This is a genomic window from Pseudomonas hydrolytica (genome assembly GCF_021495345.1).
GTDB lineage: Bacteria > Pseudomonadota > Gammaproteobacteria > Pseudomonadales > Pseudomonadaceae > Aquipseudomonas > Aquipseudomonas hydrolytica.
Map to the genome: position 1 here is coordinate 1,120,442 of NZ_CP099397.1, position 25,086 is coordinate 1,145,527.

Consider the following 25,086-nt stretch of genomic DNA (forward strand, 5'->3'; position numbering starts at 1 on the left):
TCTTCCTGACAGGCGTTTCAGCGGCCGTAACGTGGCGAGAACGCCAGCCAGGCCAGCACGGGGTAACACAGGTAGTGCAGGCTGAAGAGAAACAGACCCATCGGGCTGGGTGTGTCCTGCAGGTACATCATGCCCAGCAGCCCCAGGTAGAGCAGCCCGAGCAGGCCGCCATAGAGAGCGGTGAGGCGCCAGCGCTCGGCGTTGCTCGGTGCGCGCCCCGTGCGCCAGTGAAACAGCAGCGCCAGTGCGCCGGCGATGGCGGCCGCAATCAACAGGGTGGTGAACACCCCGCCGAGGCGTACGAAGGTGCGGAGCAAGAGATTCAGCAGCACGGCCGCGATCACCCCGCCCAGGGCGTAGTAACGCAACTGCACGGTCGGTGTCACAGGCTGCGTACCAGGCCGAAACGCTTGCTCAGGATGCGTTCCAGCAGCGCCTTGGGCAGCAACGTGGCGAGCAGCGGCAGGGCGCGGCTGCCATTGCCCAGGCGCAGCAGGCGCGGGCGTTTGTCGCGTTGCACGGCGGCGAGCAACTGGCTGGCAAAGTCGCTGGCCGGCGTGGGGTTGTCCTGCGAGGCGGCGGCGCGGGCACGGATGCCGTCGCGCAGCGGCCACCAGGGCGAGTCCTCGCGCAGCAGCGCCTCGGCCTGCTGGCTGGCATGGCTACCGAAGCTGGAGGCGATGGCGCCGGGCTGCACCTCCATCACCTCGATGGAGAAGGGCGCCAGCTCCAGGCGCAAGGCGTCGGTGAGCGCGTGCACTGCGGCCTTGGACGCGCAGTAGGCTCCGGCGAAGGGGGTGACCAGCACGCCGGAGACGCTCCCGATATTGATCACCAGGCCACGGCTGCGGCGCAGCAGCGGGAAGAAGGCGCGGGTCACGCCGACGATGGAAAACACATTGGTTTCGAACTGCTTGCGCATGGCTTCCACACCCCCATCGAGCAGCGGGCCCATGGCGCCGTAACCGGCGTTGTTGATCAGCACGTCGAGGCCGCCGATCTCTTCGTTCAGGCGGGTAGCCAGTTGCTGCAGCGCGTCGGCATCGTTGACATCCAGTTGCACCGCATTGAATCCGGCCTGCTGCAGCGCGGCCAGATCATCATCCTTGCGCGCCGTGGCCCAGACCGCATAGCCACCAGCCTTGAAGGCATCGGCCAGGGCGCGGCCGATGCCGCTGGAGCAGCCAGTGATAAGAACGCTGGGTTGAGGCATGAGGGCTTCCTTGAGTAGGGGCTCGCCGGGGCTGACCAGGCGGCGCGCACCATCGTGTCGATTCATCGGTGCGCACGGCGCACCCTACCATCAGCGGACGAACTTGCCTTGCAGGCGCTCGGCGCGAAACTCCAGCGTAGCCGGGCTATAGCCGCTGCGCAGGTCGGGCAGGGGCATGCAGTCGCTCCAGCTGGCGCCCGGCAGCAGTTCACCCGGGCCACTGTAGCGCGGCGATTCGTACAGGCGTTGGGCCAGATTGGTGGCGTTGCCGGGGCGGTAGGCGGCAACTTCCCAGCGCAGCTCGAGCAGGGCGGCGTCGCTGCCGTTCTTCAGGTCGATGGCCAGGGGGCGATCGGCGGGGCACTGCTGCGGGGCGTAGCGCAGGCGCAGTTCGAGATGGGCGAGGTAGCGTTCGTCGCGGCTTTCCTGCCAGAGCACCCAGGTGGCCACCAGACCGAGACCGACCAGTGCGGCCAGGGAAACCGGCAGAGCCTTGGTCGGATAGCGGATCAGCAGGATCAGCCAGGTGATGACGAGCGCGATACCGAACAGCATGAAGGCAGCCTTTTTGAAAGTCTGCGCTCATCCTACACAAGGTGCTTTGTCAGGGTAACCGCATTGGCTGTCGCAGGGTGTGACAGGCCTGGAGGCGGACATGAGCGGCGGGAGGGGCGTAGCCCGAATGCAATCCGGGGTCGGGGTCGACCCGGATTGCATCCGGCTACGAACAGCTCAGTGTGTGGCGCCGGCAGCTACTGCATCGCTGCGGCCGTACACGTCTTCCAGACGCTCGATATCGTCCTCGCCGAGGTAGGTGCCGGATTGCACTTCGATGATTTCCAGCGGGATCTTGCCTGGGTTGGAGAGGCGGTGCACCGAGGTCATCGGGATGTAGGTGGACTGGTTCTCGGTGAGCAGGAACTCGCGGTCGTCGCAGGTCACCTTGGCCGTGCCGGACACCACGATCCAGTGCTCGGCGCGGTGGTGGTGCATCTGCAGCGACAGCTGCGCGCCCGGCTTGACGGTGATGTGCTTGACCTGGAAGCGGCCGCCCATGTCCACCGAGTCGTACGAGCCCCACGGGCGGTACACCTCGCAGTGGTTCTGGGTTTCGCAGCGGCCCTGTTCGTCGAGCCGGCTCACCAGCTTCTTGACGTCCTGCACGCGGTCCTTGTGCGCCACCATCATGGCGTCCTTGGTCTCCACCACGACGATGTCGTCCAGGCCGAGCACCGAGACCAGCTTGCCGTTGCCGTGGATCAGGCAGTTGCGGCTGTCCTCGACCACCACGTCGCCCTTGGTCACGTTGCCGGCTGCGTCCTTGTCGTGCACTTCCCAGATCGACGACCAGCTGCCCACGTCGTTCCAGCCGGCGGCCAGCGGTACCACGCAGGCGCGGGTGGTCTTCTCCATCACGGCGTAATCGATGGAGTTGTCCGGGCAGCAGGCGAAGGTGGCCGGGTCGATGGCGATCTGCGTGCCGTCGCGCTTGCTGCGTTCCAGGGCCAGCAGGCAGGTGTCGTAGATGTCCACGTCGTGGTGCTTGAGCTCCTCGAGGAAGCGGCTGGCGCGGAACAGGAACATGCCGCTGTTCCAGTAGTAGTCGCCGCTGGCCACGTACTCGGTGGCGCGCTGGGCGTCGGGTTTCTCGACGAAGTTGGCGACGCGCGCCACACCATCCGGCAGGGTGCCGTCGGCCTGACCACGGATGTAGCCGTAGCCGGTTTCCGGGCGGTCGGCCGGCACGCCGAACAGCACCATCTCGCCCTTCTCGGCGGCCACGGTGGCCAGCGCCAGGGCCTGGCGGAAGGCCTGCTGATCATCCAGCACGTGATCGGCCGGCAGCACCAGCATCAGCTCGTCACGACCTTCGGCGACCAGCTGCAGGGCGGCCATGGCCACCGCCGGGGCTGTGTTGCGACCGAAGGGCTCGAGCAGCAGCATCTGCGACTGCTGGCCGATCTGCTCCAGCTGCTCCAGGACGATGAAACGGTGCTCCTGGTTGGCCACCAGCACCGGCGGCTGCATGCCCTCGATGGAGAGACGCTGCAGGGTCTGCTGGAACAGGGTCCGCTCACCGGTCAGGGCGAGGAACTGCTTGGGGTAGAGCTTGCGCGAAAGAGGCCAGAGTCGCGAGCCGCTGCCGCCGGAAAGGATGATGGGGGTCATGGTGTCTCTCCTTAACAATTGATCGAGTTGGATGCTCGTGCTGTGTCGGTGCGGCGTGTGCCCGCCGTTTTCCTTGTTCTAGAAACTCACTGCCTCAACCGTCGATGGGGCGCTTGACCCACACCGGCGACAACTTGCCCTGACCGCCGGTGACGAACAGGCTCACCACTTCGCCGCGCTCCAGGGTCACGGGTTTCAGGTCGGCGACCTTGCGCTCGCCGTCGAACAGCGCCAGGCCGACCTTCACCGGGTTGATCTCGCGGTCGCCGCGGCCGTCGGGTTTGACGTCGGCGACGACGTCGGTCTTGCCGTCAGCGGTCTTCAGGCTGAGGGTGCTGTCGGTCAGGTTTTGCACACGCAGCAGGGCCTTCTGTCGGCTGGTGAAGGGGGGCTCTTCCACCAGGCGCGGTTCGGTACCGGTCTGGCTGACCAGGGTGTAGTAGCGGTCGGCCTGCAGTTGCACCGGCAGTTGCGCGTTACCGACCTGGGCCTGGTAGCTGCCGGCCGGGAGGAACTTGAAGTCGCTGGAGCCCAGCGGTGAGATCTGCTTGAGATGCGTCTCGCCGACGCGCACGTCCAGCTCGCTGCTGCTGGCGTTGTAGGCGCGGACGAAGGCCGAGCCCTTGGGCGCCTTGGGACCGTACAGCGCGGCATCGTTGGCCTGGGCCTGAAGCATGCCCAGGCCGAGTGCCAGGGCGAAGGCGCCGAGGGTGCCGCGGCGCAGGATCAGTTTGGTATTCATGTTGCGTCCTCCTTGGGGGTTGCCAGTAGTGCCGCCGTCAACGGTTGGCGGCGGCCAGACCCTGCTGATCGCCGGCGCCTTTCAGGGCGGCCAGCCATTGCGGGTCGAAGTCGGTGAAGTCGCTGCTCATCGGCAGGTAGCGCTCGGGGAATTCCCAGATCACCAGCTGCGGTGGGTCGTTCTCGAACTCTTCGCTCTGCAGGTACTTGAGCATCGGTACCAGCGGACCGCCGCCTTCCTCGGCATGGTTGGCGAGGTCGCGCTGCAGGTGCTGGCGCAGGGCGCCGGCGAAGTTCCACGAGGGATTGGCGCTGTAGCTGGTGCCGACCAGCACCACCGGCAGGTCGCTGTCGGCGAACAGGTCGTCGCTGCTGGCCTGGGCGGCGCGGGTCTCGCGCTGCTGCAGGCTGTCGGCGCTCGGCAGCAGGTTCTCGAACAGCGGGGCCAGCGGCAGGAAGCTGGTCAGGTCGCCGCGGTGGGCGCGGGTTTCCACGGTTTCGGTGATGAACTCCTGCGGTTCGCCACGCAGCGGCACGGCGCTGCGCACCACCTCGCTCAGGGCTCGTGCGGTGACTTCGGCGCCATCCGGCGTCCAGTGCGTGTCGGTGCGCAGGAACATCGGCGCCTGGCTCTTGCCGGCCTGCAGCGGGCCGAGCAGGTCGGGGGCGGCGATGCCGGCATCGCGCACAGCGCGGTGAAAGTGCGGATAGAGGCTGCGCTGCAGGGCGCTGGGATGATGACGGCCGGTGTGTTCCGGGTACAGACGGGTCTTGGCCGGCACGATGGCCAGCAGCAGATGCACGTCGTGTTGCTCCAGACGCTGCTGCACGCCGCGGATCAGCGCCAGGTTGTCCTGCATCTGGCGCTGGGCATCGGCCACCGGGGCGAACTCCTCGTCCGAGTACAGCCAGCCGTCCTCGCCGATCACCAGGCCGCTGCGGCCTTCGCCGAACAGCAGATACTCCACGGCGGCCCACAGGTTGATGCCGACCTGCTTGAGCGGGAAGTGCTCGTCGTAATGGCGCTCGACGCTCTTGGCCAGGCCGCCGTCGAGCACGCTGGGATCGCCCGGCATGCGATAGCCGGTCAGGTTGCCCATGGCGAGCAGGCTGACCGGCAACAGCAGCAGGCCGAACAGCACGACGTACAGGGTCTTGATGGGGCGGTTCATCAGCAGCCTCCGCTCAGAACTGGAAGTAGAGGAAGGGGGAGTAGCTCTGCGCCGAGAGCTTGAGCAGCGAGGCGCAGAACAGCAGGAGCAGGGCGCCGCGCAGCGCCACCAGGCGCAGGTCGAAGGCCTGCAGGGCCACCCCGGCACTGGCCAGGGTCAGGCGCGGTTCGTGATCGCGGCTGGCGAGGAACTGGCGCGCACCGCACACCGCGATCACCACCCAGGCCAGGGCCAGGGTGGCCATCTGCAGCCCGGTGATGTGCGCCAGGGTCAGCTCGCTCAGGCGCCAGTCGCCGAAGCTGAACAGGGCGGCGTACATGCGTCCGGCCACCTCCAGGTTCTCGGCGCGGAAGATCACCCAGCCGAGCATCACCAGCAGCAGGGTGAAGGCCCACTTCATCGGGTTGAACAGGGTCGGTGCGGCCTTGACCCCGAGGGCCCGCTCGATGGCCAGCCAGGTACCATGCCAGGCGCCCCAGATCAGGAAGGTCCAGTTGGCGCCGTGCCAGAAGCCGCCCAGCAGCATGGTCAGGAACAGGTTGCGGTAGGTGTTGAAGGTGCCGTGACGGTTGCCGCCCAGCGGCACGTACAGGTAGTCGCGCAGCCAGGTGGACAGGCTGATGTGCCAGCGCCGCCAGAACTCGGTGATCGACTGGCTGATATAGGGCTGGTTGAAGTTCTCCATGAAGCGGAAGCCCATCATCAGGCCCAGGCCGATGGCCATGTCGCTGTAACCGGAGAAGTCGAAGTACAGCTGCGCGGTGTAGGCGATCATGCCCAGCCAGGCGTCGCCGGTGCTGGGGTTTTCCAGGGCGAAGCAGTGGTCCACCAGCGGCGCCAGGCTGTCGGCGATGAACACCTTCTTGACGAAGCCCTGCATGAAGCGCGTGGCGCCCTCGGAGAACTTGTCCAGGCTGTGGCTGCGCTGGGTGAACTGGTCGGCCAGATCCTTGTAGCGCAGCACCGGCCCGGCGATCAGCTGCGGGAACAGGGCGATGAAGGCGGCGAAGTTGATCAGGTTGCGCGTCGGCTCGGTGTCGCGGCGGTACACGTCGATCAGGTAGCTGATCGATTGGAAGATGTAGAAGGAAATGCCGATCGGCAGGATCACCGCCGTGAGCACGAAGGGCTCCATCCCCATGGATTCGAGCACGGCGTTGATATTGGCCACGCCGAAGTTCGCGTACTTGAAGTAGCCCAGGGTGGCCAGGTTGCCGACCACCCCGGTGATCACCCAGCGCTGCGCGATGCGGGTGCCGGCGTTGGCGTGAATGCGCAGGCCGATGCCGTAGTTCCACAGGGTGACCGCGGCGAACAGCAGGAGGAAATCCACCCGCCACCAGGCATAGAAGGCGTAGCTACCGATCAGGATCAGCAGGTTGCGCCCGCGATTCGGGCACAGGTAGTACAGGCCGAGAAAGATCGGCAAAAACAGGAACAAAAAGACGTTGGATGAAAAGACCATCCGTGCTTCTCCGTGAATAGCCGGGGCAGCGCCCCCCTTTCCCCCCGCGAGCGGAGGGTTTGTTTGTGCCCTGCTGACAGGGCGCGGGGAGAGGGTCTTGCCCTCTCCCCAACCCTCTTCCATGAAGGGGAGAGGGTGTTGAACGGTGTGCCGCTTTCTCGCCTGCTTGCGGGAGAGGGGCGGGGCGGGTTAGCCGCCCCCGCCGAAGACCTGGGTCACCTCGCCGCCGAGACGGAAGCTGTTGAACGGCCCCATCTCCTGGTTCAGTTCACGCGTCTGCTCGTTGCACACGTAGAGCGTGCAGTAGGGCGCCAGCCAGGCGTACTTGAACTTCTTGCGCAGCTCTTCCATGTCCTGGCGCGAGCCGGTGCGCTGGGCGAAGGCGCCCGGGTCGCGCGCCCCCTGCAGCACCCGCTCGGCCAGGCGCTGCAGCGCGCCATGGTTCTCGCCACGCAGGTCGACGCCGTTGGCCTGGGCGAAGGCGGCGATCATCGCCAGCGGCGGCAGCGCGTAGTTGTGGTAGGCCAGGGCGCGCTGACGGCGGCGCATCTCGTTGTCGAGAAAGCCTTCGTCGTCCACCTGTCCGGCGGCGATGCGGAACTGGCTGACGGACCAGTCGAACAGGTCGCGGCGATCGCCGATCACCGCCACCGCCATCACCGACCAGGCGGCCCAGTAGCTGTGGTTGTTGATCTTCTTCAGCGGCAGGTCGCTCCACTCGCGCACCGTGTGTTCGGCCAGGCGCACGAACCAGGCTTCGATGCGCTCGCTCTGCTGCGGGTAGTCGGCCAGCGGCTGCGACTCGGAGAACTTCAGGCGCAGCCAGGCGCCGGCCAGGCTGCCGAGGGCCCATTTGCGCATCGACTTGCCGGTGTGGTTGTACTGCTCGGACTCCAGCGCATCGGCACTGGCCCAGTGATCAAGCCACTCGATGGCGCATTCCAGGCGTTCGCGCTGACCGGTGCGCATGTAGCCGGTGATCAGCCGGCCGGCCTCCTTCTCCAGGCGGGTGATGCCTTCGGTCTGCTTGCGGAAGTTCTTCTCCGCGTTGCGGTTGAGCGTGGCGCGCGCGCTGTCGGAGCCGGCGTACTTGCTGGTGAACTGCAGTTCGCCGGTATAGGGCTGCGGCGGCGCCGAACAGGCGGGCGCCTTGCCGTCGCGCTGGCCGACCGGCGCGTGGTAGCCCGCCGGCGGCTGCAGCTCGGCGAAGGCCGGTGCGCTGAGCAGCACGGCCAGGAGCGTCAGGGGTGCGAGTCGTCTGGGCATATATGCCTCCTCAGTTGCCCGCGGTGCGCTGCGCGACCTGCTGGCCGGCATCGTTCGGGCGCTGGCACAGGCTGGCCTGCACTTTCAGGTCGTCGGCACTGTCCTCGGGCTTTTCGATTTCCAGGGCGAAGAAGTTCTGCTCGCCCCAGCCCGGCTCGTCGCGCAGTTCCACGGCGAAGCGGCCGTCGGTGTCGACGGTGTGCGGTTTCTCCAGCTTGAGCTGCTCGCGGCGGCCGTTGAGGTACCAGATGGTGGCGTCCACGCGCTTGACCGACGGATCGCTGAACTGCAGATCCAGCTGGTGGCGATTGCCGGCCAGGGTCAGCAGGTTGTTCTCGCCGTTGACCAGCACCTCGTTGCTGCCCGGGCGCAGACGCGTTTCCTTGCTGAGCACCTGGTTCTGTCCGCTGCAGCCGTTGCTCAGAGACGCCATCAGCTGGCGGTGGATGCGGTCCGAGGCCAGGTCGTAGAGCGGCGAGAATTCCCAGATGAGGATCTGCGGCGGATCGTTCTGGAAGGCATCGCTGGCCAGGTACTCGAGCATCGCGCCCTCCAGACCGCCGCCGGGGAAGGCCGCGTTGAGGATGTCGGTGCCCAGGTACTCTTCGAGGAAACCGCCGAAGTTGTAGTTCTTGCCGCTGTGGCTGGTACCGATCAGGGTGATGCGCGGGCTGCTCTCGTCACCGAACAGGGCATCGCCGTCGCTGGCGTCCTTGGGCTCGGTAACGAACTGATCGACGTACTGCACCGCGTAGCTGGTGCCGCACAGCTGGCTGGCGACGTTCTGCATGGTGCCGGTCTTGCCCATCAGGCCGATGCGCTCGGTGACGAACTCCTTGCGCGGGATATCCTCGAAGCCGGGGATGCGCTTGACCGTCTCGGCCACCAGGCGCGCGGTGCGTTCGGCACCGTAGGGCGTCCAGTGCTGGTCGCGGCGGAAGTAGAACTCCTTGTCGCTGTTCTCGTCGGCCAGCGGCGTCAGGTCCGGCACCCAGATGCCCAACTGCTCGAAGCGCGTCAGCGCCTGGCGATAGTTGCGCAGCGCCTTGTCGTAGTCGAAGCGCTGGTAGTCGGCCGGCGACAGCTTGTTGCGATTGACCAGGCCGCGGGTCGGTTGATAGACCACCACCAGCTCGACGCCGCGTTGCTTGAGACCGTCGCGCAGCTCCTTGAGGCGCTGGTAGCCGATCTCGCTGGTGCCGAACTCGGTGCGCAGGTCTTCCACGCTGCGGAACAGCCAGCCTTCCTCGGCATCGAGCAGGGTGATGAAGTTCTTCATGTAGTTGGTGGTGTACAGGCTGGCGTCGTGGGCGGCCGGGCACAGCGAGCAGCAGTCCTCGACCTGATATTCCGGCGCCTGGCGCTCCTGCGCCTGCAGGGCGGTGCTGGCCAGTGCGCAGGCAATGGCCAGGGAAAGGGATTTGAAGGGCGATGGGATCATCTTTGGCCTCATCAATTGGTCAGTTTCTCGGGCTGGATCGGGTCGATCAGCACGGGCAGGCGCTGGCGCACCATGAGGTCGAGGATCTGCTCCTGCTTGTCGCCGAGAATGCCGGCGAGCTGGATACCGCTGCTCTTGCGCGGGGCGAGCATCTTCACGCGGTACAGCTCGACCGACAGCGGCGAGTCGATGCTGATCGGGCTGGAGCCGTTGCCGGCCAGGGTGCCGCCGACGATGATCATCGACACCTTGGTGTCGAACGGGTCCAGCTTGAGGTCGCGGTCGGTGTCGGAGAGGTCGCGGATGTGGCCATACACGCCGGTGAGCTGGTTCATCGCCGAAAGGTTTTCGTAAAGGCGGATGTTCTCGCTGTTGCGGATGCGGATGCCGTGGCGCTGGTTGCCCAGCACCTGGTTGCCCCACAGCAGGTTGTCACTGCTCTCGTACAGGGTGATGCCGTCGGAGTGGTTGCCGTACACGCGGTTGTAGGCGATCAGGTTGCGTTCGCTGTTACGGTCGATCACCACCCCGGAGAGCTTGTTGTCGAAGCTCTCGTTGTTGATGATCCAGCTGTCGTTGACCTCGCGCGAGATGATGATGCCGTGCTTCTTCTTGGTCCCGAAGACGCGGTTCTCGGCGATGATCAGGCCGTGCGAGCGGTCGTGCGGGTCGATGCCGTAGACGATGTTGTCGCGGTAGGTGTTGCCCTTGATCACCACGTTCTGCGCTTCGTAGCAGTAGAAGCCGTACCAGTGGTCGATGAATTCCGAGTCAATCAGCCAGCCGGTCGGCTCCTCGCGCTGCAGGCGTTTGTGCATGTTCGGCGTGTACTGGGTGATCGACACGCCGTAAGACTTGGAGGTGTCGTAGCCCAGGCTGGTCAGCACGGTGCTGGCGATGTACAGCTCGCTGCCGCCCCAGGACACCAGGAAGGGACGGAATTCCTTGCCATTGTCGCGCATCGTCGCCGGGCCGTTGTCGGCCTCGCGCCAGGCGGTGATGCGGGTCTCGGTGAGGAACATCAGGCCGTCGTTGACCAGGAACGAGCCGCGCTCCTGCGACAGGCGCAGCTCGCGGGTTTCCTTGCCCACATGCAGCGCCGCACCTTCGGCGACGACGATGGGCAGGCGGGCGATGTACACGCCCGGCTCCTGCTCTTCGAACTGACTGTCGGGCAGGGCCGCGGCCAGGTCCTGAGCGGTGACCAGGCCACCTTCGATGAAGATCGCCATGGGCATGCCCTGCTGGCGCTTGACCCACTCGCGCAGGCGTTCGTTGCCGCCGGTGAAGTCCTTCAGCGCGTCCTGGCGCAGCATGCGGCGCACCGCCACCTGGCCCTTGGCGCCTTGCGGAATCTTGGCCAGCACGGCGTCCAGGGTGTAGCCGGACAGGTCCGGCAGCTCCGGGGTTTCCAGGTGCAGCTCTTCGGCGGGTGCGGTGCGCACGCGGTAGTCGAACTGGTGCTCCAGCGGGTTGGCCTGGGCCAGCGGCGCCAGCAGGTGCAGGGCGCCGAGGAGCAGGGGAAGAGCTAAGCCGTTACGTTGCATGGTCCGATCCCTCAGAAGCGCCAGATGAAGTCGACGAAGGCGCGGTGCATCACCGAGTCGGTGCCGCTGCCATAGGCGTCGCCCGGCAGGAATACCCCGGCGCGCAGGCGTACCAGGGCCGAGCGGTCTTCCAGTTGTTCGGCCACCGAGGCCGGCAGCAGGCCCTGCTTGAAGTAGCGGGTCAGCACCAGGTCGACCTCCTGGCCGATGTCCTTCTCGCCGGCTTCCAGCGGGGCGGTGATGCCGCTGTCGCCCACGTCCTGATCGCTATCGACGCGCCAGAAACGGTGGTAGACCAGGCTGGCGTCGTAGTCTTCGCCGAGCTTCCAGGAGCTGAAGGCACTGGCCACCTGCAGGTTGGAGAGCTCGCCGCGGAAGGCCTCGCCATAGCGGTGCAGACGCGATTCGACACCGGTGAAATTGGCGCGGTTGCTGTGCAGGCCGGTCTGCATGAACTGACGCGACTTGCCGTCGTTGCCGCCGCCGCTGCCACGGGCGTAGGCGGCGCCGATCTTCCAGTTTTCATCGAGGCTGTAGCGCAGACCGAGGTCCATGGCCCAGGCGTCGACGTCCTGGCTGCGCGAGCCGGTGGCGATGCGCTCGCTGCCGACCACCTGCTGCTGCAGCTGGTCGGTGTCGCCCTTGAGCCAGGTCATCTGCGCCCAGTAGTTGAGGCGATTGCGCGAGTTGCGCTCGAAGAAGCCGCCGTCGGCGTGCAGGCCGAACCAGGTCAGGTCGCCGGTGTAGCGTTTGCTCAGTTCGTCGACGCGCTCGCCGGCATTCGGCAGGCTGCCGTCGTCGCGGCTGTGGTGCAGCTTGGCGCCGACGCGGTGGCCGGGCGTCCACTGGTAGTTGAGGCCGGCGAAGAAGTGCCGACGATCCTCGTCTTCCGGCGCCAGGTCGTCGAGGTCGGTGCGGTATTCGGAGAAGCGTTCGGCGATACCCAGGTTGGCCTGCAGCAGGGTGGTGTCGAAGTTCCAGTGCACCGCTTCGATATTGGTGTCCCACCAGGTGCCTTCGTCGCTGCGCAGGCGCTGACGGCCGACGCGCAGATGCTCGCCGGGGTAGGCGGTGAGGCCGCGGTAGTCGACCCAGAACTCGCGCATGGCCAGGTAGCTCTTGTCCGGCTGGCGCGCGTCGCTGCGCTGCGCGCTGCTGTCGTCGTCGTTCTGCAGCGGGTCGGTTTCGATGGTGTCGGTGGCGGTCACCGCCTGGCCCATGGCGAAGGCGCTCCAGTTGCCGCGCTCGCCATAGGCCCAGGGGCGCAGGTCCAGACCGATACCGCTGACATCCCCGCCGCTGCGGGTGCCGAGGTCACGGTCGTCCTCGGACTGGGCCGTGATCTTCACGTCCAGGCCGAAGTTCTTCGGCGCATCCGCCGCCCAGGCGGCGCTGGCCGCCAGCAGGCTGGCGCCGAGGCCCAGCTGGCTGGCAATACGGTTTAACTGCATGCGTGCATCCTTGTTCATGGCTGGCTGACCTGCAGGGCGGCCTGCTGCTGCAGGACGATGCCGCGGGCCTCGCGCTCTTCGCGCAGCAGGCGCTGGCCCTCGGCCAGTTGTGCCGGAGTCAGGCTCTCGGCCACCTCATGCGCCAGCTCGAAGGTCGGCGGCGTGTTGCGCGGCAGGGCCAGCTGGCTGAAGACATAGGCGTTGACCGGGTTGGGTTTGACCCCGCGGCCCTGGCTGAACATCTGCGCGAGAACGAAGTCGGCGCTGAGCTGGCCGGCGCGGGCGGCGCTGAGCAGGTGATCCAGCGCCTGCTGGGCATAGACCTCGCCGAGGTAGCCGCGCAGGTAGATCTGCCCCAGGTAGTAATTGGCGCTCGGTTCGCTGGGCGCGGCCTTGCGCAGGTGCTCTTCGGCCTTGCGCGGTTCCTGCGGCAGCAGCTTGCCTTCGTAGTACAGGCGTCCGAGCAACAGTTCGGCGCGCGGCAGGGCGGCCTCGCGGCCTTTCTCCAGGTAGCCGAGCAGGGTTTCGGTGTCGCCCTGGGCCGGGTAGTCGTAAAGCAGGCGCGCCAGGCTGACCCAGGCGGCCGGGTAGTCCGGGGCGATGGTTTCCAGCAGCTCCTGGGCGAGCTGCGGTTGCGGCTGGCCCAGCTCGGGGTCGCTGAGCACCTGGGCCACGGACTCGACCTGGTTGGGCGAGACGCTGCCGGCGCGGTAGCCGGCGAGAAGACGGTCGAGCAGGGCCTGACGGTCGTCCTCGCGGTTCTGCTTCTGGTACACCGTGGCCAGTTCGGCGTAACAGGCATCGTTGCTGGCCAGGCGCGCCTGGCAGATGCGCTCGATCTCGCCCAGGTGCTGGTCGTAGGTGCCATCGGTGCGGTACAGGAGAATCTGCGCCAGTTCTGCCTGCGGCAGACCCTGCTGGCGCCAGTCTTGGATACGTTGCGCGAGGTTCATGGCGGGAAAGTCCTGTGGGTAGAACAGGTAGAGTTCGGTCAGCGGCAGCAGCGCGCTGGGCTCGCGAGCCTTGGCCGCGCTTTCCAGCAGCTCGGCGGCCTCGCGGCGCTCGGCCAGGGTGCTGCCGGGCTTGCGCGCCAGCAGCTTGCCCAGGCGCGCCTGGGCGCGCGGCGAACCGTCCATGGCCTGGCGGTAGATGCGCTCGGCCTCATCCAGATCCTGGCTCTGGCCCTTGGCGGCGTAGATGTCCGCCAGGCCGATCTGCGCGTCGCCGTAGCCCATCTCGGCGAGCTCACGGAAATGCCATTCGGCGGTCTGCTGATCGCCGCGCTGCAGCGCTTCGCGGGCCAGGCGCTGGTCCGGCAGCCCGGCGCAGCCAGCCAGCGTGGCGCTGACGGCGAGGCCGAGCAGGGCGGGGCGAAGTAGGGGCAGGGTCACGGCGACCTCCTCAGCGGCCGGCTGCGACGGCGCGGTCCACCAGCCAGCCCAGCGACGGGCCGCGGTCGATCACCACGTCCACCGGTTGCCCGGCGAGGCTGGCCGGCAGGGTTTCCTCCGGCTTGATCACCACGCGGATGTCGGCGGACAGGCCGCCGTCATGCAGGCTGCTGCTGACGATTTCGCCACGGCGCGGCGCATCTTCGCCGGCCACCTTGAAGCTCACCGGCGTGCCGGGGCGCGCCTGCTCCAGATGACGGTAGGGGAAGCTGGCGGCGACGGTGGCGATGCCGTCCTGCGGCACCAGTTCGAAGATCACGTCGCCCTTGCTGGCGAACTGGCCGTCGGCCACCAGCTGGCGGGCAATCTTGCAGTTGCACGGGCTGGTCAGGGTGCCCTGCATTTCGCGGGCGAACAGCGCCTCGATCTGGCTCGGCTCGAGCTGATCCTCGCCCAGATGCCCTTTGAGCATCTCCAGCATGCTGGTGGTGAAGGTGGCGATCGGTGCGCCCTTTTCCACGATGCCGTCGGGCTGCACCAGGCTCTGCACGCTGCCCTCACGCGGCATGGTGACCTGCAGGGCGGGCAGGCTGACCTGTGCCGACTGGGCGTGGGTAACGAAATACAGGCCGTAGATCGACTTGCCGATGTAGCCGAAGGCGGCCAGGCCGATGACGAAGATGGCGGCGCTGAAGGTCACCGCACGCAGCCGTTCGAACATGCCCATGCCGCCGCCGCTGCCGCTCTTGCGCGCCTTGGTGAAGTTGTCGCGCTGCAGGATGTGCAGCACCTCGCCGACATTGACCAGTTCGCCGGCCAGATGGCTGCTGATCAGGTGGCGCAGCGCCGCGGCCTCGCGTGCGCGCAGGCCCTGGAACTGGCAGCCGACGCGGTTGTGCTCCGGCTGTACCGAGTTGACCTGAAATTCCACGTCCAGGCCCAGTACCAGGCTGTCGAGCTGGAACTGCAGCTGGCCGCGATGGAAATCGCCGACCTTGTGCGTGGTCTTTTCGTTGGTGAAGCTGAAGCCGCCGGCAGAGACATCCTGCAGGCGCGCGTCGATGCGCTCGCCCTTGGCATTGGTGAAGCGCAAACGCCCCGGCAGCTTGACGCGGGCGTGCTGGCGCTGGGCCTCGGACTCATGGACGACGTTGTGATTGGCGACGGAGTTCATGGTGGCTAATTCCTATTCGAGTACGGTCACACCAGCGCCAGCAGCGCGGCGATGAAGACACAGGAGGCAGAGAAGGTCATGGCGCGCGACGACCAGCTGTTGAACCAGTTGGCGAAGCTGGACAGGCCGCGGTTGAGCTTGGTGTTCTGGCGCGTCCAGGATTGCTGGTCGAGGCGGAAGAACACGTAGATCTTCACCAGGGCGCCGACGATCTGGTTGTAATAGAGCAGCGCCGGGTAGGCCGGGCCGATGCGGTGCCCGGAGAGCATCAGCAGCAGCGTCAGGATCAGGCGCGTGCAGCCGATCCACAGCAGGTAGATCAGCAGGTACATCACGCTGTACTTGAGGCTGGCGATGATCGCCACGCACAGGCCCAGCAGGCAGGTCCACATCGACACGCGCTGGTCGAACAGCACCAGGGTGGTGAAGGCACCGAGGCGACCGAAGCCCAGGCGCAGGGCCCGCGAGTTCTGCCGCAGGTTGTTGCCGTACCAGCGGAACATCAGCTTGCGGCTGGCCTTGATGAAGCTCTTCTCCGGCGGATGCTCGACCGTGTTGATCGCCGCATCGGGCACGTAGAAGGTGTCGTAGCCCAGGCGCATCAGGCTGTACCAGCTGGACTTGTCGTCGCCGGTCAGGAACTGGAAGCGACCCAGGCGCCAGTGCTCCAGGTGGTCGCTTTCCACGTCGCGGATGAACTCCGGGTCGGTCACCACGCTGGCGCGGAACACCGACATGCGCCCGGTCATGGTCAGCACGCGCTTGGAGAGGGCCATCGAGCACATGTTGAGGTGGCGCTGAGCGAAGCGCAGCTTGTGCCACTCGCTCATCATGTAGCTGCCGCGCACCTCGCAGAACTCGTTGGTGGTGAGCCCGCCGACATTGGGGAAGAGCTTGAACCAGGGCACGCTCTTGCGCACCACGCCGGGCTCGAGCACGGTGTCGCCGTCGATCACCGCCACCACCGCGTCACGATCCGGCATCTGCCGGGAAATGGCGCGGAAACCGTGGGCCAGACCGTCGCGCTTGCCGGTGCCGGGGATGCGCACGATGTCCAGCTTGACGTGTTCCGGCGGCTGGGCCTGGGCCCAGAGGTTCTTGATCAGCAACTCGTCGGAGAGCTCGACGATGGAGCACACCAGAGTGCTCGGGTAGCCGCAGTCGATGGCTTCGCGAATCACCGAGCGGTAGACCATGGCGGTGGTCAGCGCCTCGATGCGGAAGCTGGTGACCAGCAGATACACATGAGAGGGGTCGGCGTCCTTGCCGAGTTTTTTCACCTTGCGGCGATACCAGGGATAAACCAGGTAGAGGAACAGGCAGCCACGCACGAAATGCATGGCGCCCATGGAATAACGCCAGATGCCGACGATGCCGATCAGCAGCAGGAAGTGCCGCGACTCGGGGTCGAACACCGAGCGGGGCAGCGCCAGCGCCAGCAGCATCAGTAGGCTGAGGTACAGCAGCCAGCCGCTGGTTTGGTTGAGGCCGTTCTTGAGCTTGTCCATATGCGTCTCTCGGTACCCGCGCGCGGGGCGCGCGGGTACGTCTGGGCCTTACCAGCAGATGCCTTCGGCCACGCCGTTGCTGGCGTGGGGCATGAAACCGACCAGGTCGACCACGCGCTTGCCGCTCGGGGCCTGCTCGGCCAGCTTGGCGAAGCGCTCGTCGCTGTTGCCCAGGACGATGATGTCGGCGTTCGCCACCACGTCATCCAGATCGCTGTTGAGCAGCGAGGAAACGTGCGGGATCTTCGACTCGATGTAGTCCTTGTTGGCGCCGTGGACGCGGGCGTACTCGACGTTGCGGTCGTAGATGCTCAGGTCGTAGCCCTTGCCGATCAGCATCTCGGCCAGCTCCACCTGCGGGCTTTCACGCAGGTCGTCGGTACCGGCCTTGAAGCTCAGGCCGAGCAGGGCGACCTTGCGCGAGTCGTGACTGGCGATGATGTCGAAGGCCTTCTGCACCTGAGCGGCGTTGCTGCGCATCAGCGAGCCGATCAGCGGCGCGTCCACGTCCAGGCTGCTGGCGCGGTAGTTCAGCGCACGCACGTCCTTGGGCAGGCAGGAGCCGCCGAAGGCGAAGCCGGGCTTCATGTAGTACTTGGACAGGTTCAGCTTGTGGTCCTGGCAGACCACGTCCATCACCTCGCGACCGTCGACGCCGACCGCCTTGGCGATGTTGCCGATCTCGTTGGCGAAGGTGACCTTGGCCGCGTGCCAGACGTTGCAGGTGTACTTGATCATCTCGGCGACTTCGATGTCCTTGCGGATGATCGGCGCGTCCAGCTCGCTGTAGATGCTTTCCAGCAGGTCGCCGGAGGCCTTGTCCAGCTCGCCGATGACGGTCATCGGCGGGAAGTCGTAGTCCTTGATCGCGGTGCTTTCGCGGAGGAACTCGGGGTTCACCGCCAGGCCGAAATCGGCACCGGCCTTCTTGCCCGAGCAGTCCTCGAGAATCGGCAGCACCACGTTCTTGGCGGTGCCCGGCAGTACGGTGCTGCGTACCACCACGGTGTGGCGCTCGGCCTTGTCGCGCAGGGCCAGGCCGATCTCGCGGCACACGCCTTCGATGTAGTTCAGTTCCAGATCGCCGTTCTTCTTGCTCGGAGTACCGACGCAGATGAACGACACATCACTCTCCAGTACCGCGGCGGTGACATCGGTCGTGCCACGCAGGCGGCCCTGGCGCAGACCCTGTTGCAGCAGCTCCTCCAGACCCGGCTCGACGATGGGCGACTTGCCGTTGTTGATCAGGTCGATCTTGGTCGCTGAGATATCCACGCCAATAACGTCATGGCCGCGGGCCGACAAACAGCCGGCACATACAGCGCCTACATAACCCAAACCGAAGATACTGATTCGCATGATGTTTACCTCGTCCGTTGATGCGATTTGAAATACTGGCCAAATGGCAAAACTATTCCGTGAACTTGCTTCTGAAGAGTTGGCAAGTTCATCCAGGCATAAGAAGAGTAGGGCGCTAGATGGCAGCGCCTGATGGGGGCCTTATATAAGCTCGTGGCCCTTTGATATTGTTCCTGCGGCCTCGCTGAGGCGTCTATATCAGCGCTTTGGTGGGTTTCTGGACCTCCCTGTAAAACGTACTAGTCTTTCGGTTAAGAAACTGTGATAAGGCGGCGCATATGCCGTCTGGTTGTCCCTGCCGATAAGAAAATACGTATTGAAATGTGTACGGGCTGTATGAGTGTCGGTGTTTTCCGATAGTTCCTACCGTTCGTCCTGTGCTGAACGGCAGCTGAACGCCTAATTGATCTCACTGTGCTAGCAAGTTGCAAAATGCACGATGGCATTATGCAATTTAGTTGTCGCGAAACTATCGGATAACTAACTAGACGAATAAGTTCGATAAAAAATCAAACTGTTCTGAAAGTGTGAAGTCAGGCGGGTTTTTGCCGTTTCGCCAGAGGGCGCAGAAGGGGGTGTCGGTCGGCAGCCGCTTGCGCTCGAGCGAGGCGCTGGCGCGGGAGAGGGGGCAGGCGAGGCGAATGGCGGGCGCCTGCTCGCCACCCGATGAGCGGCAAGCAGGCGGAAGGGAAAAATCTCAGTCCAGCGGCTGATCGCGCAGGAAGACCAGGCTGTCGGCCTTGGAATGCTCGGCCGAATAACGGTAGCCCTGATAGTTGAAATCCTTCAGGCCCTCGGGGTTGGTCAGGCGTTCCTTGATCACGTAGCGCGCCATCAGACCGCGGGCCTTCTTGGCGTAGAAGCTGATGATCTTGTACTGGCCGTTCTTCAGGTCCTTGAACTCGGTGTCGATGATGCGTGCGTTCAAGGCCTTGCGCTTGACCGCGCCGAAGTATTCGTTGGACGCCAGGTTGAGCAGCACGTCATCGCCCTGGGCGGCCAGCGCCTGGTTCAGCCAGGCGCTGATGCGCTCGCCCCAGAAGGCGTACAGGTCCTTGCCGCGACCGTTGACCAGCTTGGTGCCCATTTCCAGGCGGTAGGGCTGCATGAGGTCCAGCGGGCGCAGCACACCATACAGGCCGGACAGCATGCGCAGGTGAGCCTGGGCGAAGTCGAAGTCATCCTCGGAAAAATCCTCGGCATGCAGGCCGGTGTACACGTCGCCCTTGAAGGCCAGCAGCGCCTGCTTGGCGTTGGACGGGTTGAACGGGCGTTCCCAGCTGCCGAAGCGTGCGGCATTGAGGCCGGCGAGCTTGTCGGAGAGGTGCATCAGCTCGGCGATCTGCGCCGGGCTGAAGGCGCGCAGCTGAGCGATCAGTTCCTGGGCGTGGTCGAGGTGTTCGGGTTGGGTGAAGCGCGGGGTGGCTGGCGGGGTCTCGTAGTCGAGGGTCTTGGCCGGTGAAATCACCATCAGCATGAGCAGGTCTCCAGAAAGCGTGACGGCGATTCTAGAAGCTGGGCCTGTACAAGACCACCTATGGGGGCGATTGAGAGAGGCTGCTGCACACTCCTGGCGCGCAGGGAGCAGATTCGGGGCAGGGGAGGCAGGGAAGGAAAAGCGCGGTGCGACTTCGGACTTTAACGGGGGGCATGGCGCGCGCCAAGCGCTATCTGTCGCGTCGACAAATAAACCTGCCTGAGACGAAAAAAACGTTTTTCTGTCATAAGAATTGGAGTAATAAAAAAGCAAGACCGCCGAAACCTGCAGACAGGTGGCGGCCATTGGCCCTCACCTTGCTTGCACCTTCTCAGCCCCGGCACTGAGGAGTCGGCGGCCTCTCCGCGGCGCAGAACCGTCCTGGTCTTGCGTCGCTTGGCTACTACAAGAAGGTGACCGAGTATGGATGACCACGGACGCTCCAAGCCCACCGCTCCAACCCTCTACGCCCTCGACACCAACGTCCTGATTCACGATCCCAACGCCTTGCTGAACTTCGAAGAGCACCACGTCGCCATTCCGATGACGGTGCTGGAGGAACTCGACAAGCTCAAATCCGGTAAGCACGGCGTCGCCGCCGAATGTCGCCAGGCCATCCGCCTGATCGACCAGATCCTCGCGGGTGCCGAACCCGAGGACGTGGAGCTCGGCGTCCCCATCCAGCGGGGCAAGAGCGGTCCATGCGGCTGTCTGTCCATCCTCATGAGCAAGCGTGCCGCCCCGGTTACCTGGCTGCCCGAGGATCTCAACGACAACAAGATCATCAATCAGCTGGTGGAGCTGAAAACGCGCAATCCCGGTCTGTCCGTGGTGCTGGTGACCAAGGACATCAACATGCGCCTGAAGGCGCGCGCCTGCGGCATCGATGCCGAGGACTACCACACCGACCAACTGGTCGATGACGTCTCGCTGCTATCGAAGGGGTATCACGACCTGCCCGGCTCGTTCTGGGACCGGGTGAGCAAGGTGGAGACCCGTCAGGACCACGGTCGCACCTGGCACCGCGTGCAACTCACCGACAACCTGCCGGCGGTGCACGTCAACGAGTTCATCCTCGACGAGCAGGGTTTCGTCGGCTGGATCAAGGCGATCAAGGGCGATGAGCTGGTCATCCTCGACATGCACCAGGAGCCGCTGCTGCATCAGGAGGCCTGGGGCCTGAAGCCGCGCGACATCCATCAGGCGCTGGCGCTGTTCGCGCTGCTCGATCCGGACATCCACCTGGTCAACCTGTCCGGCGCCGCCGGTTCCGGCAAGACCATCCTGGCGCTGGCCGCGGCCATCGAGCAGACCATGGTCAGCAAGCGCTACCGGCGCATCATCGCCACCCGCAGCGTGCAGGGGCTGGACCAGGAAATCGGCTTCCTGCCCGGCACCGAGGCGGAGAAGATGGAGCCCTGGCTCGGCGCAATCACCGACAACCTCGAAGCGCTGCACATGGACGACGAGAGCACCCATGGCAGCGTCGACTACATCCTGCAGAAGGTGCCGCTGCAGTTCAAATCGCTCAACTACATCCGCGGGCGCAGCTTCCAGCAGAGTCTGATCCTCATCGACGAATGCCAGAACCTCACCCCGCACCAGATGAAGACCATCATCACCCGCGCCGGCAACGGCTCCAAGGTGGTGTGCCTGGGCAACCTGGCGCAGATCGACACCCCCTATCTGTCGGCGCCCAGCTCGGGTCTGACCTACCTCACCGAACGCTTCAAGGACTTCCCCCACGGCGTGCACATCACCCTGCAAGGGGTGCCGCGCTCGATCCTGGCGGAGTACGCGGAAACCCATATGTAGCACCCTCGCTTCCCTCTCCCGCTTGCGGGAGAGGGGCAATAACTTCGTAGCTCGGATGCAATCCGGGGCCGTACATCCCCGGATTTCATCCGGCTACAACATGACTGCAAATCCTGACCCACGGGTTTACAATCGGCCGATTCCCGCCAGGAGCTGTCCCGTGCTGACCCATCTCGATTCCCAAGGCCGCGCGCATATGGTCGACGTCACCGACAAGGCGACCACCTTCCGCGAGGCCACTGCCGAAGCGCGCGTGCGCATGCTGCCTGCCACCTTGCAGATGATCGTCGCCGGCGAGCACCCCAAGGGCGACGTGTTCGCCGTGGCGCGCATCGCCGGCATCCAGGCGGCGAAGAAAACCAGCGATCTGATCCCCCTGTGCCACCCGCTGATGCTCACCGGCGTCAAGGTCGAGCTGAGCGCCGAAGGCGATGACTGCGTACATATCACCGCGCGCTGCAAACTGTCCGGGCAAACCGGTGTCGAGATGGAGGCACTGACTGCCGCTAGCGTCGCCGCGCTGACCATCTATGACATGTGCAAGGCCGTGGATCGTGGCATGGTCATCGAGCAGGTGCGCCTGCTGGAGAAGCTCGGCGGCAAGAGCGGTCACTACAAGCTGGAGGAGCAAGCATGATCCGCGTGCAGTATTTCGCCCGCTACCGCGAAACCCTGGGCCGTGACGACGAACAACTCAGCGGCGACTTCGCCACCCTCGACGACCTGCGCCTGCACCTGGTTGCCCGCGGCGGCGAGTGGGAAGTGCTGGGCGAGCAGAACCTGATGTGCGCGCGCAATCAGGAGCTGTGCAGCCTCGACGAGCCGCTGGCCGAAGGCGATGAAGTGGCCTTCTTCCCCACCGTCACCGGCGGTTGATGCAGGCACCGTAGGGTGGACCGGGCGCCGCTCCGCTTCAGCCCACCACCCCACGCCGGCAACCCCTGACCACAGCCTTGTAGGGTGGGCTTCAGCCCACCATCAACCCACCGAACCGCCCCGGCAGCCCCCCACCGAACGAGACACTCCCCATGACTATCCGCGTACAGGCCCAGCCCTTCGACCCCGGCACCGAGCTCAACGCCCTGCATGCCGCCAACCTCGGCATCGGCGCGGTGGTCACCTTCGTCGGCTACGTGCGCGACTTCAATGACGGCCGCGAAGTGGGTGGCATGTTCCTCGAGCATTTCCCCGGCATGACCGAGAAGGCCCTGGGCAAGATCGCCGATGAAGCGCGTCAGCGCTGGCCGCTGCTGGGCATCGAGATCATCCATCGCATCGGCCGCCTGGAGCCGGGCGAGCCCATCGTCTTCGTCGGCACCAGCAGCGCCCATCGTCAGGCGGCGTTCGACGCCTGCAACCTCGTCATGGATTATCTAAAGACCCGCGCCCCATTCTGGAAGAAGGAAGACACCAGCGAAGGCCCGCGCTGGGTCGAAGGTCGCTGCAGCGACCAGAGCGCCGCCGAGCGCTGGAAACGGTAGGGCGTCGTCGACCTCCCGCGAACCACGATGCCCCGGTGCGCATGGCGCACCATGCGATGCGGCGTGCAACCCCGAGATCGCGGCCCGTAGGGTGCGCCGCGCGCACCGGCTTTGCGCAACTGCGACACCATCAATATCGCTCGGTGCGCACGGCGACCTACGCCAATGCCAGATGCACCCGTAGCGCAATCGGCACCAGCATCAGCAATACCCCCAACCCGAGCACACGCACGCCCCATTCGTGCTCGCGGAAGTTGAAGCCGACTCCCAGCAGCAGGAAGCCGCCGATCAGCAGTACCAGCATCAGGTCAAAATGATCCATCGCCCTTCTCCGCTTCGCTGTCCTGCTTTCAGCCTAGTCGCTGTGCCGCTCTGCGGCGCTGACCTGTGGCAATGAATGCCTGACTCGATTGGCGACAAATCGCGTCCCGATCGGTCGCTGTGGACGCGGGCGGCCTGCAGCATACTGTCTGCACTCATCGCCAAGGATCGTCCATGCGTCTGCTTCCCTCCCTTCTGCTCGCCGGCCTGCTGGCCGCTACGCCGCTGGCCGCTGCCGAACGCAGCTTCACCATCCTGCACAGCAACGACTGGCAATCGCGCCTGCTCGGCTTCGGCCCCAACAACGAGTACAGCCCGGCGACGCTGAACGATGACGATACCGTCGGCGGCGTCGCGCGCCTGGCCACCCTGCTGAATGAGCGGCGCGCCGCGGCCGGCGACGAGGCCTTGCTGCTGCTCGATGGCGGCGACTTCACCATGGGCACGCTGTTTCACACCATCGCCCGCGAGATGGGCAGCGAACTGCGCCTGATGACCGAGCTGGGCTACGACGCCGCGGTGATCGGCAACCACGAATTCGACTTTCGCCCCGCCGGCCTCGCGGCGATGATCAGCGCTGCGCACAAGGCCAAGGGCGACGCGCTGCTGCCGTTGCTGTCGAGCAACATGCGCTTCGACGAAATGAGCAAGGCCGATGACAGCCTGCAGGCGCACGCCGAGGCCGGGCGCATCTTGCCGTACAGGCTGATCGAGCGTGGCGGCATCCGCTTCGGCCTGTTCGGCCTGCTCGGCAACAACGCCGTGGCGGTCAGCCCGATGATCAAACCGGTGACCTTCGCCGACCCGGTGGCCACCGCCAGGGAGATGGTGGCCAAGCTGCGCGAGGAGGGCGCCGAGGTGGTCATCCTGCTCTCGCACATGGGCGTTACCCAGCAGGCCGATGGTAGCTGGCGCGGCGAAGAGGTGGAGCTGGTCGAGCAGGTGCCGGGCATCGACATCGTCGTCGGCGGCCATTCGCATGTGGCGCTGCCGCAACCGGTGCTGGTCAACGGCCGCACCCCGGTGATGCAGGCCGGCTCGGAAATCCAGTACCTCGGCGAGCTGCGCATGACCCTCGGCGACGACGGTGTGCCGCGCCTGCGCGACTACCGCCTGCATCCGGTCAACGACAGCATCGCCGGCGACGAGGCGATCACCGCCAAGGTGGAGGACTTCAAGCAGGTGGTCAGCGAACGCATGCTGGCGCCCAAGGGCTATCGCTTCGACCAGCCGCTGGCCAAGGTCGACCAGAGCCTGGGTCGCGATTTCAGCGACCACACCCTGGCCAATCTGGTGACCGATGCCCTGCGTCATGCCGTGGACGCCGACCTGGCCTTCACCGGCAACGGCACCATCCGCGACGATCTGCTCAAGGGCCGCCACGGCGTGCAGGAGGTTTCCGACCTGTTTCGCATCGCCCCGCTGGGTGTCGGCCAGTTCGACGACGAGCCTGGGTACCCGATGATCAAGGCCTACGTCAGCGCCCGTGAAATCAAGTCGCTGCTGGAAGTGCTGCTGCTGGCCTATCAGCTGCGCGACAGCCGCAGCTATTACCCGCGGGTCTCCGGCGTGCGCTTTACCTACAACCCATGGCGCGTGCCGTTCGACCGTGTCAGCCGCATCGAGATCGGCGATCCGGTTGCCGGCTACCGCGAGCTGGATCTGAACGACACGCGTCTGTACAGCATCGGCGCCACCAGCTACGTCGGCAGCTTCACCTGGCTGGTGCCGGACCTGACCAAGGGCCTGCTCGACGTGGTGCCCAAGGACGCCGAGGGCCGCCCGCTGCCGCGCATCGAAGACGCCATCGTCGACCAGGACCCGAACACCGAAGGCGTGCAGGAGCTCAAGGAGTGGCAGGCGCTGCTTGACCATGTCCGCAGCCTGCCGGATCTGGACGGCGACGGCCTGGCCGACATACCCACCACCGGCGCAGCCGCCGAAGAACGCATGATCCGCGCGCCCAGCCTGCACCCGGCGGAACTGTTCCGCCTCGCCGGGCCGCTGCAGTGGGGCGTCAGTTTAGTGATTCTGGCTGGTGCGCTGCTGATCCTCTGGCTGCTGAGCCGCCCGTTGCGCCGTCGGCACTGATGCG

General features: G+C 65.6%; 22 protein-coding genes. 5 read left to right on the forward strand and 17 right to left on the reverse strand.

The features are described 5' to 3' along the window. Positions 1-17 precede the first annotated feature (17 nt). The 16 genes from L1F06_RS05120 to yaaA all read right to left on the reverse strand — a co-directional run bounded on the left by L1F06_RS05120 (position 18) and on the right by yaaA (position 19,374). Positions 18-386: a hypothetical protein gene (locus tag L1F06_RS05120; RefSeq protein ID WP_003243089.1), complete on the reverse strand. Its 369-nt coding sequence runs from the start codon at positions 384-386 to the stop codon at positions 18-20. Further along, positions 383-1,213 (reverse strand): SDR family oxidoreductase, encoded by an 831-nt coding sequence (locus L1F06_RS05125; protein ID WP_129483950.1) that lies wholly within the window; start codon positions 1,211-1,213, stop codon positions 383-385. The genes L1F06_RS05120 and L1F06_RS05125 overlap by 4 nt, the downstream gene beginning before the upstream one ends. Positions 1,214-1,303: 90 nt before the next feature. Beyond that, entirely contained in the window at positions 1,304-1,768 is a 465-nt protein-coding gene (locus L1F06_RS05130; protein ID WP_003243093.1) for a hypothetical protein, read from the reverse strand. Positions 1,769-1,945: 177 nt separating this feature from the next. Beyond that, positions 1,946-3,382: a mannose-1-phosphate guanylyltransferase/mannose-6-phosphate isomerase gene (locus tag L1F06_RS05135; RefSeq protein WP_003243095.1), complete on the reverse strand. Its 1,437-nt coding sequence runs from the start codon at positions 3,380-3,382 to the stop codon at positions 1,946-1,948. Between the two features lie 94 nt (positions 3,383-3,476). Then, positions 3,477-4,124 (reverse strand): alginate O-acetyltransferase AlgF, encoded by a 648-nt coding sequence (locus L1F06_RS05140; protein ID WP_129483951.1) that lies wholly within the window; start codon positions 4,122-4,124, stop codon positions 3,477-3,479. 37 nt (positions 4,125-4,161) lie between these two features. Beyond that, positions 4,162-5,295: an alginate O-acetyltransferase gene (locus L1F06_RS05145; protein WP_129483952.1), complete on the reverse strand. Its 1,134-nt coding sequence runs from the start codon at positions 5,293-5,295 to the stop codon at positions 4,162-4,164. A gap of 13 nt (positions 5,296-5,308) precedes the next feature. Continuing rightward, positions 5,309-6,760: an MBOAT family O-acyltransferase gene (locus L1F06_RS05150; protein WP_011921099.1), complete on the reverse strand. Its 1,452-nt coding sequence runs from the start codon at positions 6,758-6,760 to the stop codon at positions 5,309-5,311. Between the two features lie 189 nt (positions 6,761-6,949). Then, the gene (locus tag L1F06_RS05155; protein WP_129483953.1) at positions 6,950-8,026 is read right to left on the reverse strand and encodes a mannuronate-specific alginate lyase; all 1,077 of its coding nucleotides are present in this window, start codon (positions 8,024-8,026) and stop codon (positions 6,950-6,952) included. Between the two features lie 10 nt (positions 8,027-8,036). Then, positions 8,037-9,467, reverse strand: coding sequence for an alginate O-acetyltransferase AlgX-related protein (locus L1F06_RS05160; RefSeq protein ID WP_129483954.1), 1,431 nt, complete (start codon positions 9,465-9,467; stop codon positions 8,037-8,039). Between the two features lie 11 nt (positions 9,468-9,478). Then, positions 9,479-11,014, reverse strand: a complete 1,536-nt coding sequence (gene algG, locus L1F06_RS05165; protein ID WP_011921102.1) for a mannuronan 5-epimerase AlgG — start codon at positions 11,012-11,014, stop codon at positions 9,479-9,481. Between the two features lie 11 nt (positions 11,015-11,025). After that, on the reverse strand, positions 11,026-12,465 hold the full coding sequence (locus L1F06_RS05170; RefSeq protein ID WP_096827275.1) for an alginate export family protein: 1,440 nt from the start codon (positions 12,463-12,465) through the stop codon (positions 11,026-11,028). Positions 12,466-12,479: 14 nt separating this feature from the next. Then, complete coding sequence (gene algK, locus L1F06_RS05175) at positions 12,480-13,856, reverse strand: alginate biosynthesis TPR repeat lipoprotein AlgK (RefSeq protein WP_129483955.1); 1,377 nt, start codon at positions 13,854-13,856, stop codon at positions 12,480-12,482. 10 nt (positions 13,857-13,866) lie between these two features. Next, positions 13,867-15,030 carry an alginate biosynthesis protein Alg44 gene (locus L1F06_RS05180; protein ID WP_003243111.1) on the reverse strand — a complete coding sequence of 388 codons (1,164 nt, stop codon included), beginning with the start codon at positions 15,028-15,030 and terminating at the stop codon, positions 13,867-13,869. A 26-nt stretch (positions 15,031-15,056) separates the two neighbouring features. Continuing rightward, positions 15,057-16,538: a glycosyltransferase family 2 protein gene (locus L1F06_RS05185; RefSeq protein ID WP_129483956.1), complete on the reverse strand. Its 1,482-nt coding sequence runs from the start codon at positions 16,536-16,538 to the stop codon at positions 15,057-15,059. Between the two features lie 48 nt (positions 16,539-16,586). After that, entirely contained in the window at positions 16,587-17,897 is a 1,311-nt protein-coding gene (algD, locus tag L1F06_RS05190; protein ID WP_096827273.1) for a GDP-mannose 6-dehydrogenase, read from the reverse strand. A gap of 697 nt (positions 17,898-18,594) precedes the next feature. Continuing rightward, a complete protein-coding gene (gene yaaA / locus L1F06_RS05195) occupies positions 18,595-19,374 on the reverse strand; it encodes a peroxide stress protein YaaA (RefSeq protein ID WP_129483957.1) in 780 nt (259 codons plus the stop codon). 423 nt (positions 19,375-19,797) lie between these two features. Here yaaA and L1F06_RS05200 point away from each other — a divergent pair, with 423 nt between their 5' ends. The 4 genes from L1F06_RS05200 (at position 19,798) to moaE (ending at position 22,670) form a co-directional block, all read left to right on the forward strand. Next, on the forward strand, positions 19,798-21,189 hold the full coding sequence (locus L1F06_RS05200) for a PhoH family protein (RefSeq protein ID WP_003243119.1): 1,392 nt from the start codon (positions 19,798-19,800) through the stop codon (positions 21,187-21,189). Positions 21,190-21,349: 160 nt separating this feature from the next. Then, positions 21,350-21,826, forward strand: coding sequence for a cyclic pyranopterin monophosphate synthase MoaC (gene moaC, locus L1F06_RS05205; protein ID WP_011921106.1), 477 nt, complete (start codon positions 21,350-21,352; stop codon positions 21,824-21,826). After that, positions 21,823-22,065: a MoaD/ThiS family protein gene (locus L1F06_RS05210; protein WP_003243123.1), complete on the forward strand. Its 243-nt coding sequence runs from the start codon at positions 21,823-21,825 to the stop codon at positions 22,063-22,065. The genes moaC and L1F06_RS05210 overlap by 4 nt, the downstream gene beginning before the upstream one ends. 152 nt (positions 22,066-22,217) lie before the next feature. Beyond that, positions 22,218-22,670 carry a molybdopterin synthase catalytic subunit MoaE gene (gene moaE, locus L1F06_RS05215; RefSeq protein WP_129483958.1) on the forward strand — a complete coding sequence of 151 codons (453 nt, stop codon included), beginning with the start codon at positions 22,218-22,220 and terminating at the stop codon, positions 22,668-22,670. A 157-nt stretch (positions 22,671-22,827) separates the two neighbouring features. Here moaE and L1F06_RS05220 read toward each other — a convergent pair whose 3' ends face one another. Beyond that, entirely contained in the window at positions 22,828-22,992 is a 165-nt protein-coding gene (locus tag L1F06_RS05220) for a hypothetical protein (protein WP_003243127.1), read from the reverse strand. Between the two features lie 173 nt (positions 22,993-23,165). On the opposite strand from L1F06_RS05220, the gene L1F06_RS05225 reads away from it, so the two are divergent. Next, positions 23,166-25,082 (forward strand): bifunctional metallophosphatase/5'-nucleotidase, encoded by a 1,917-nt coding sequence (locus tag L1F06_RS05225; protein WP_129483959.1) that lies wholly within the window; start codon positions 23,166-23,168, stop codon positions 25,080-25,082. Positions 25,083-25,086: the final 4 nt, after the last annotated feature.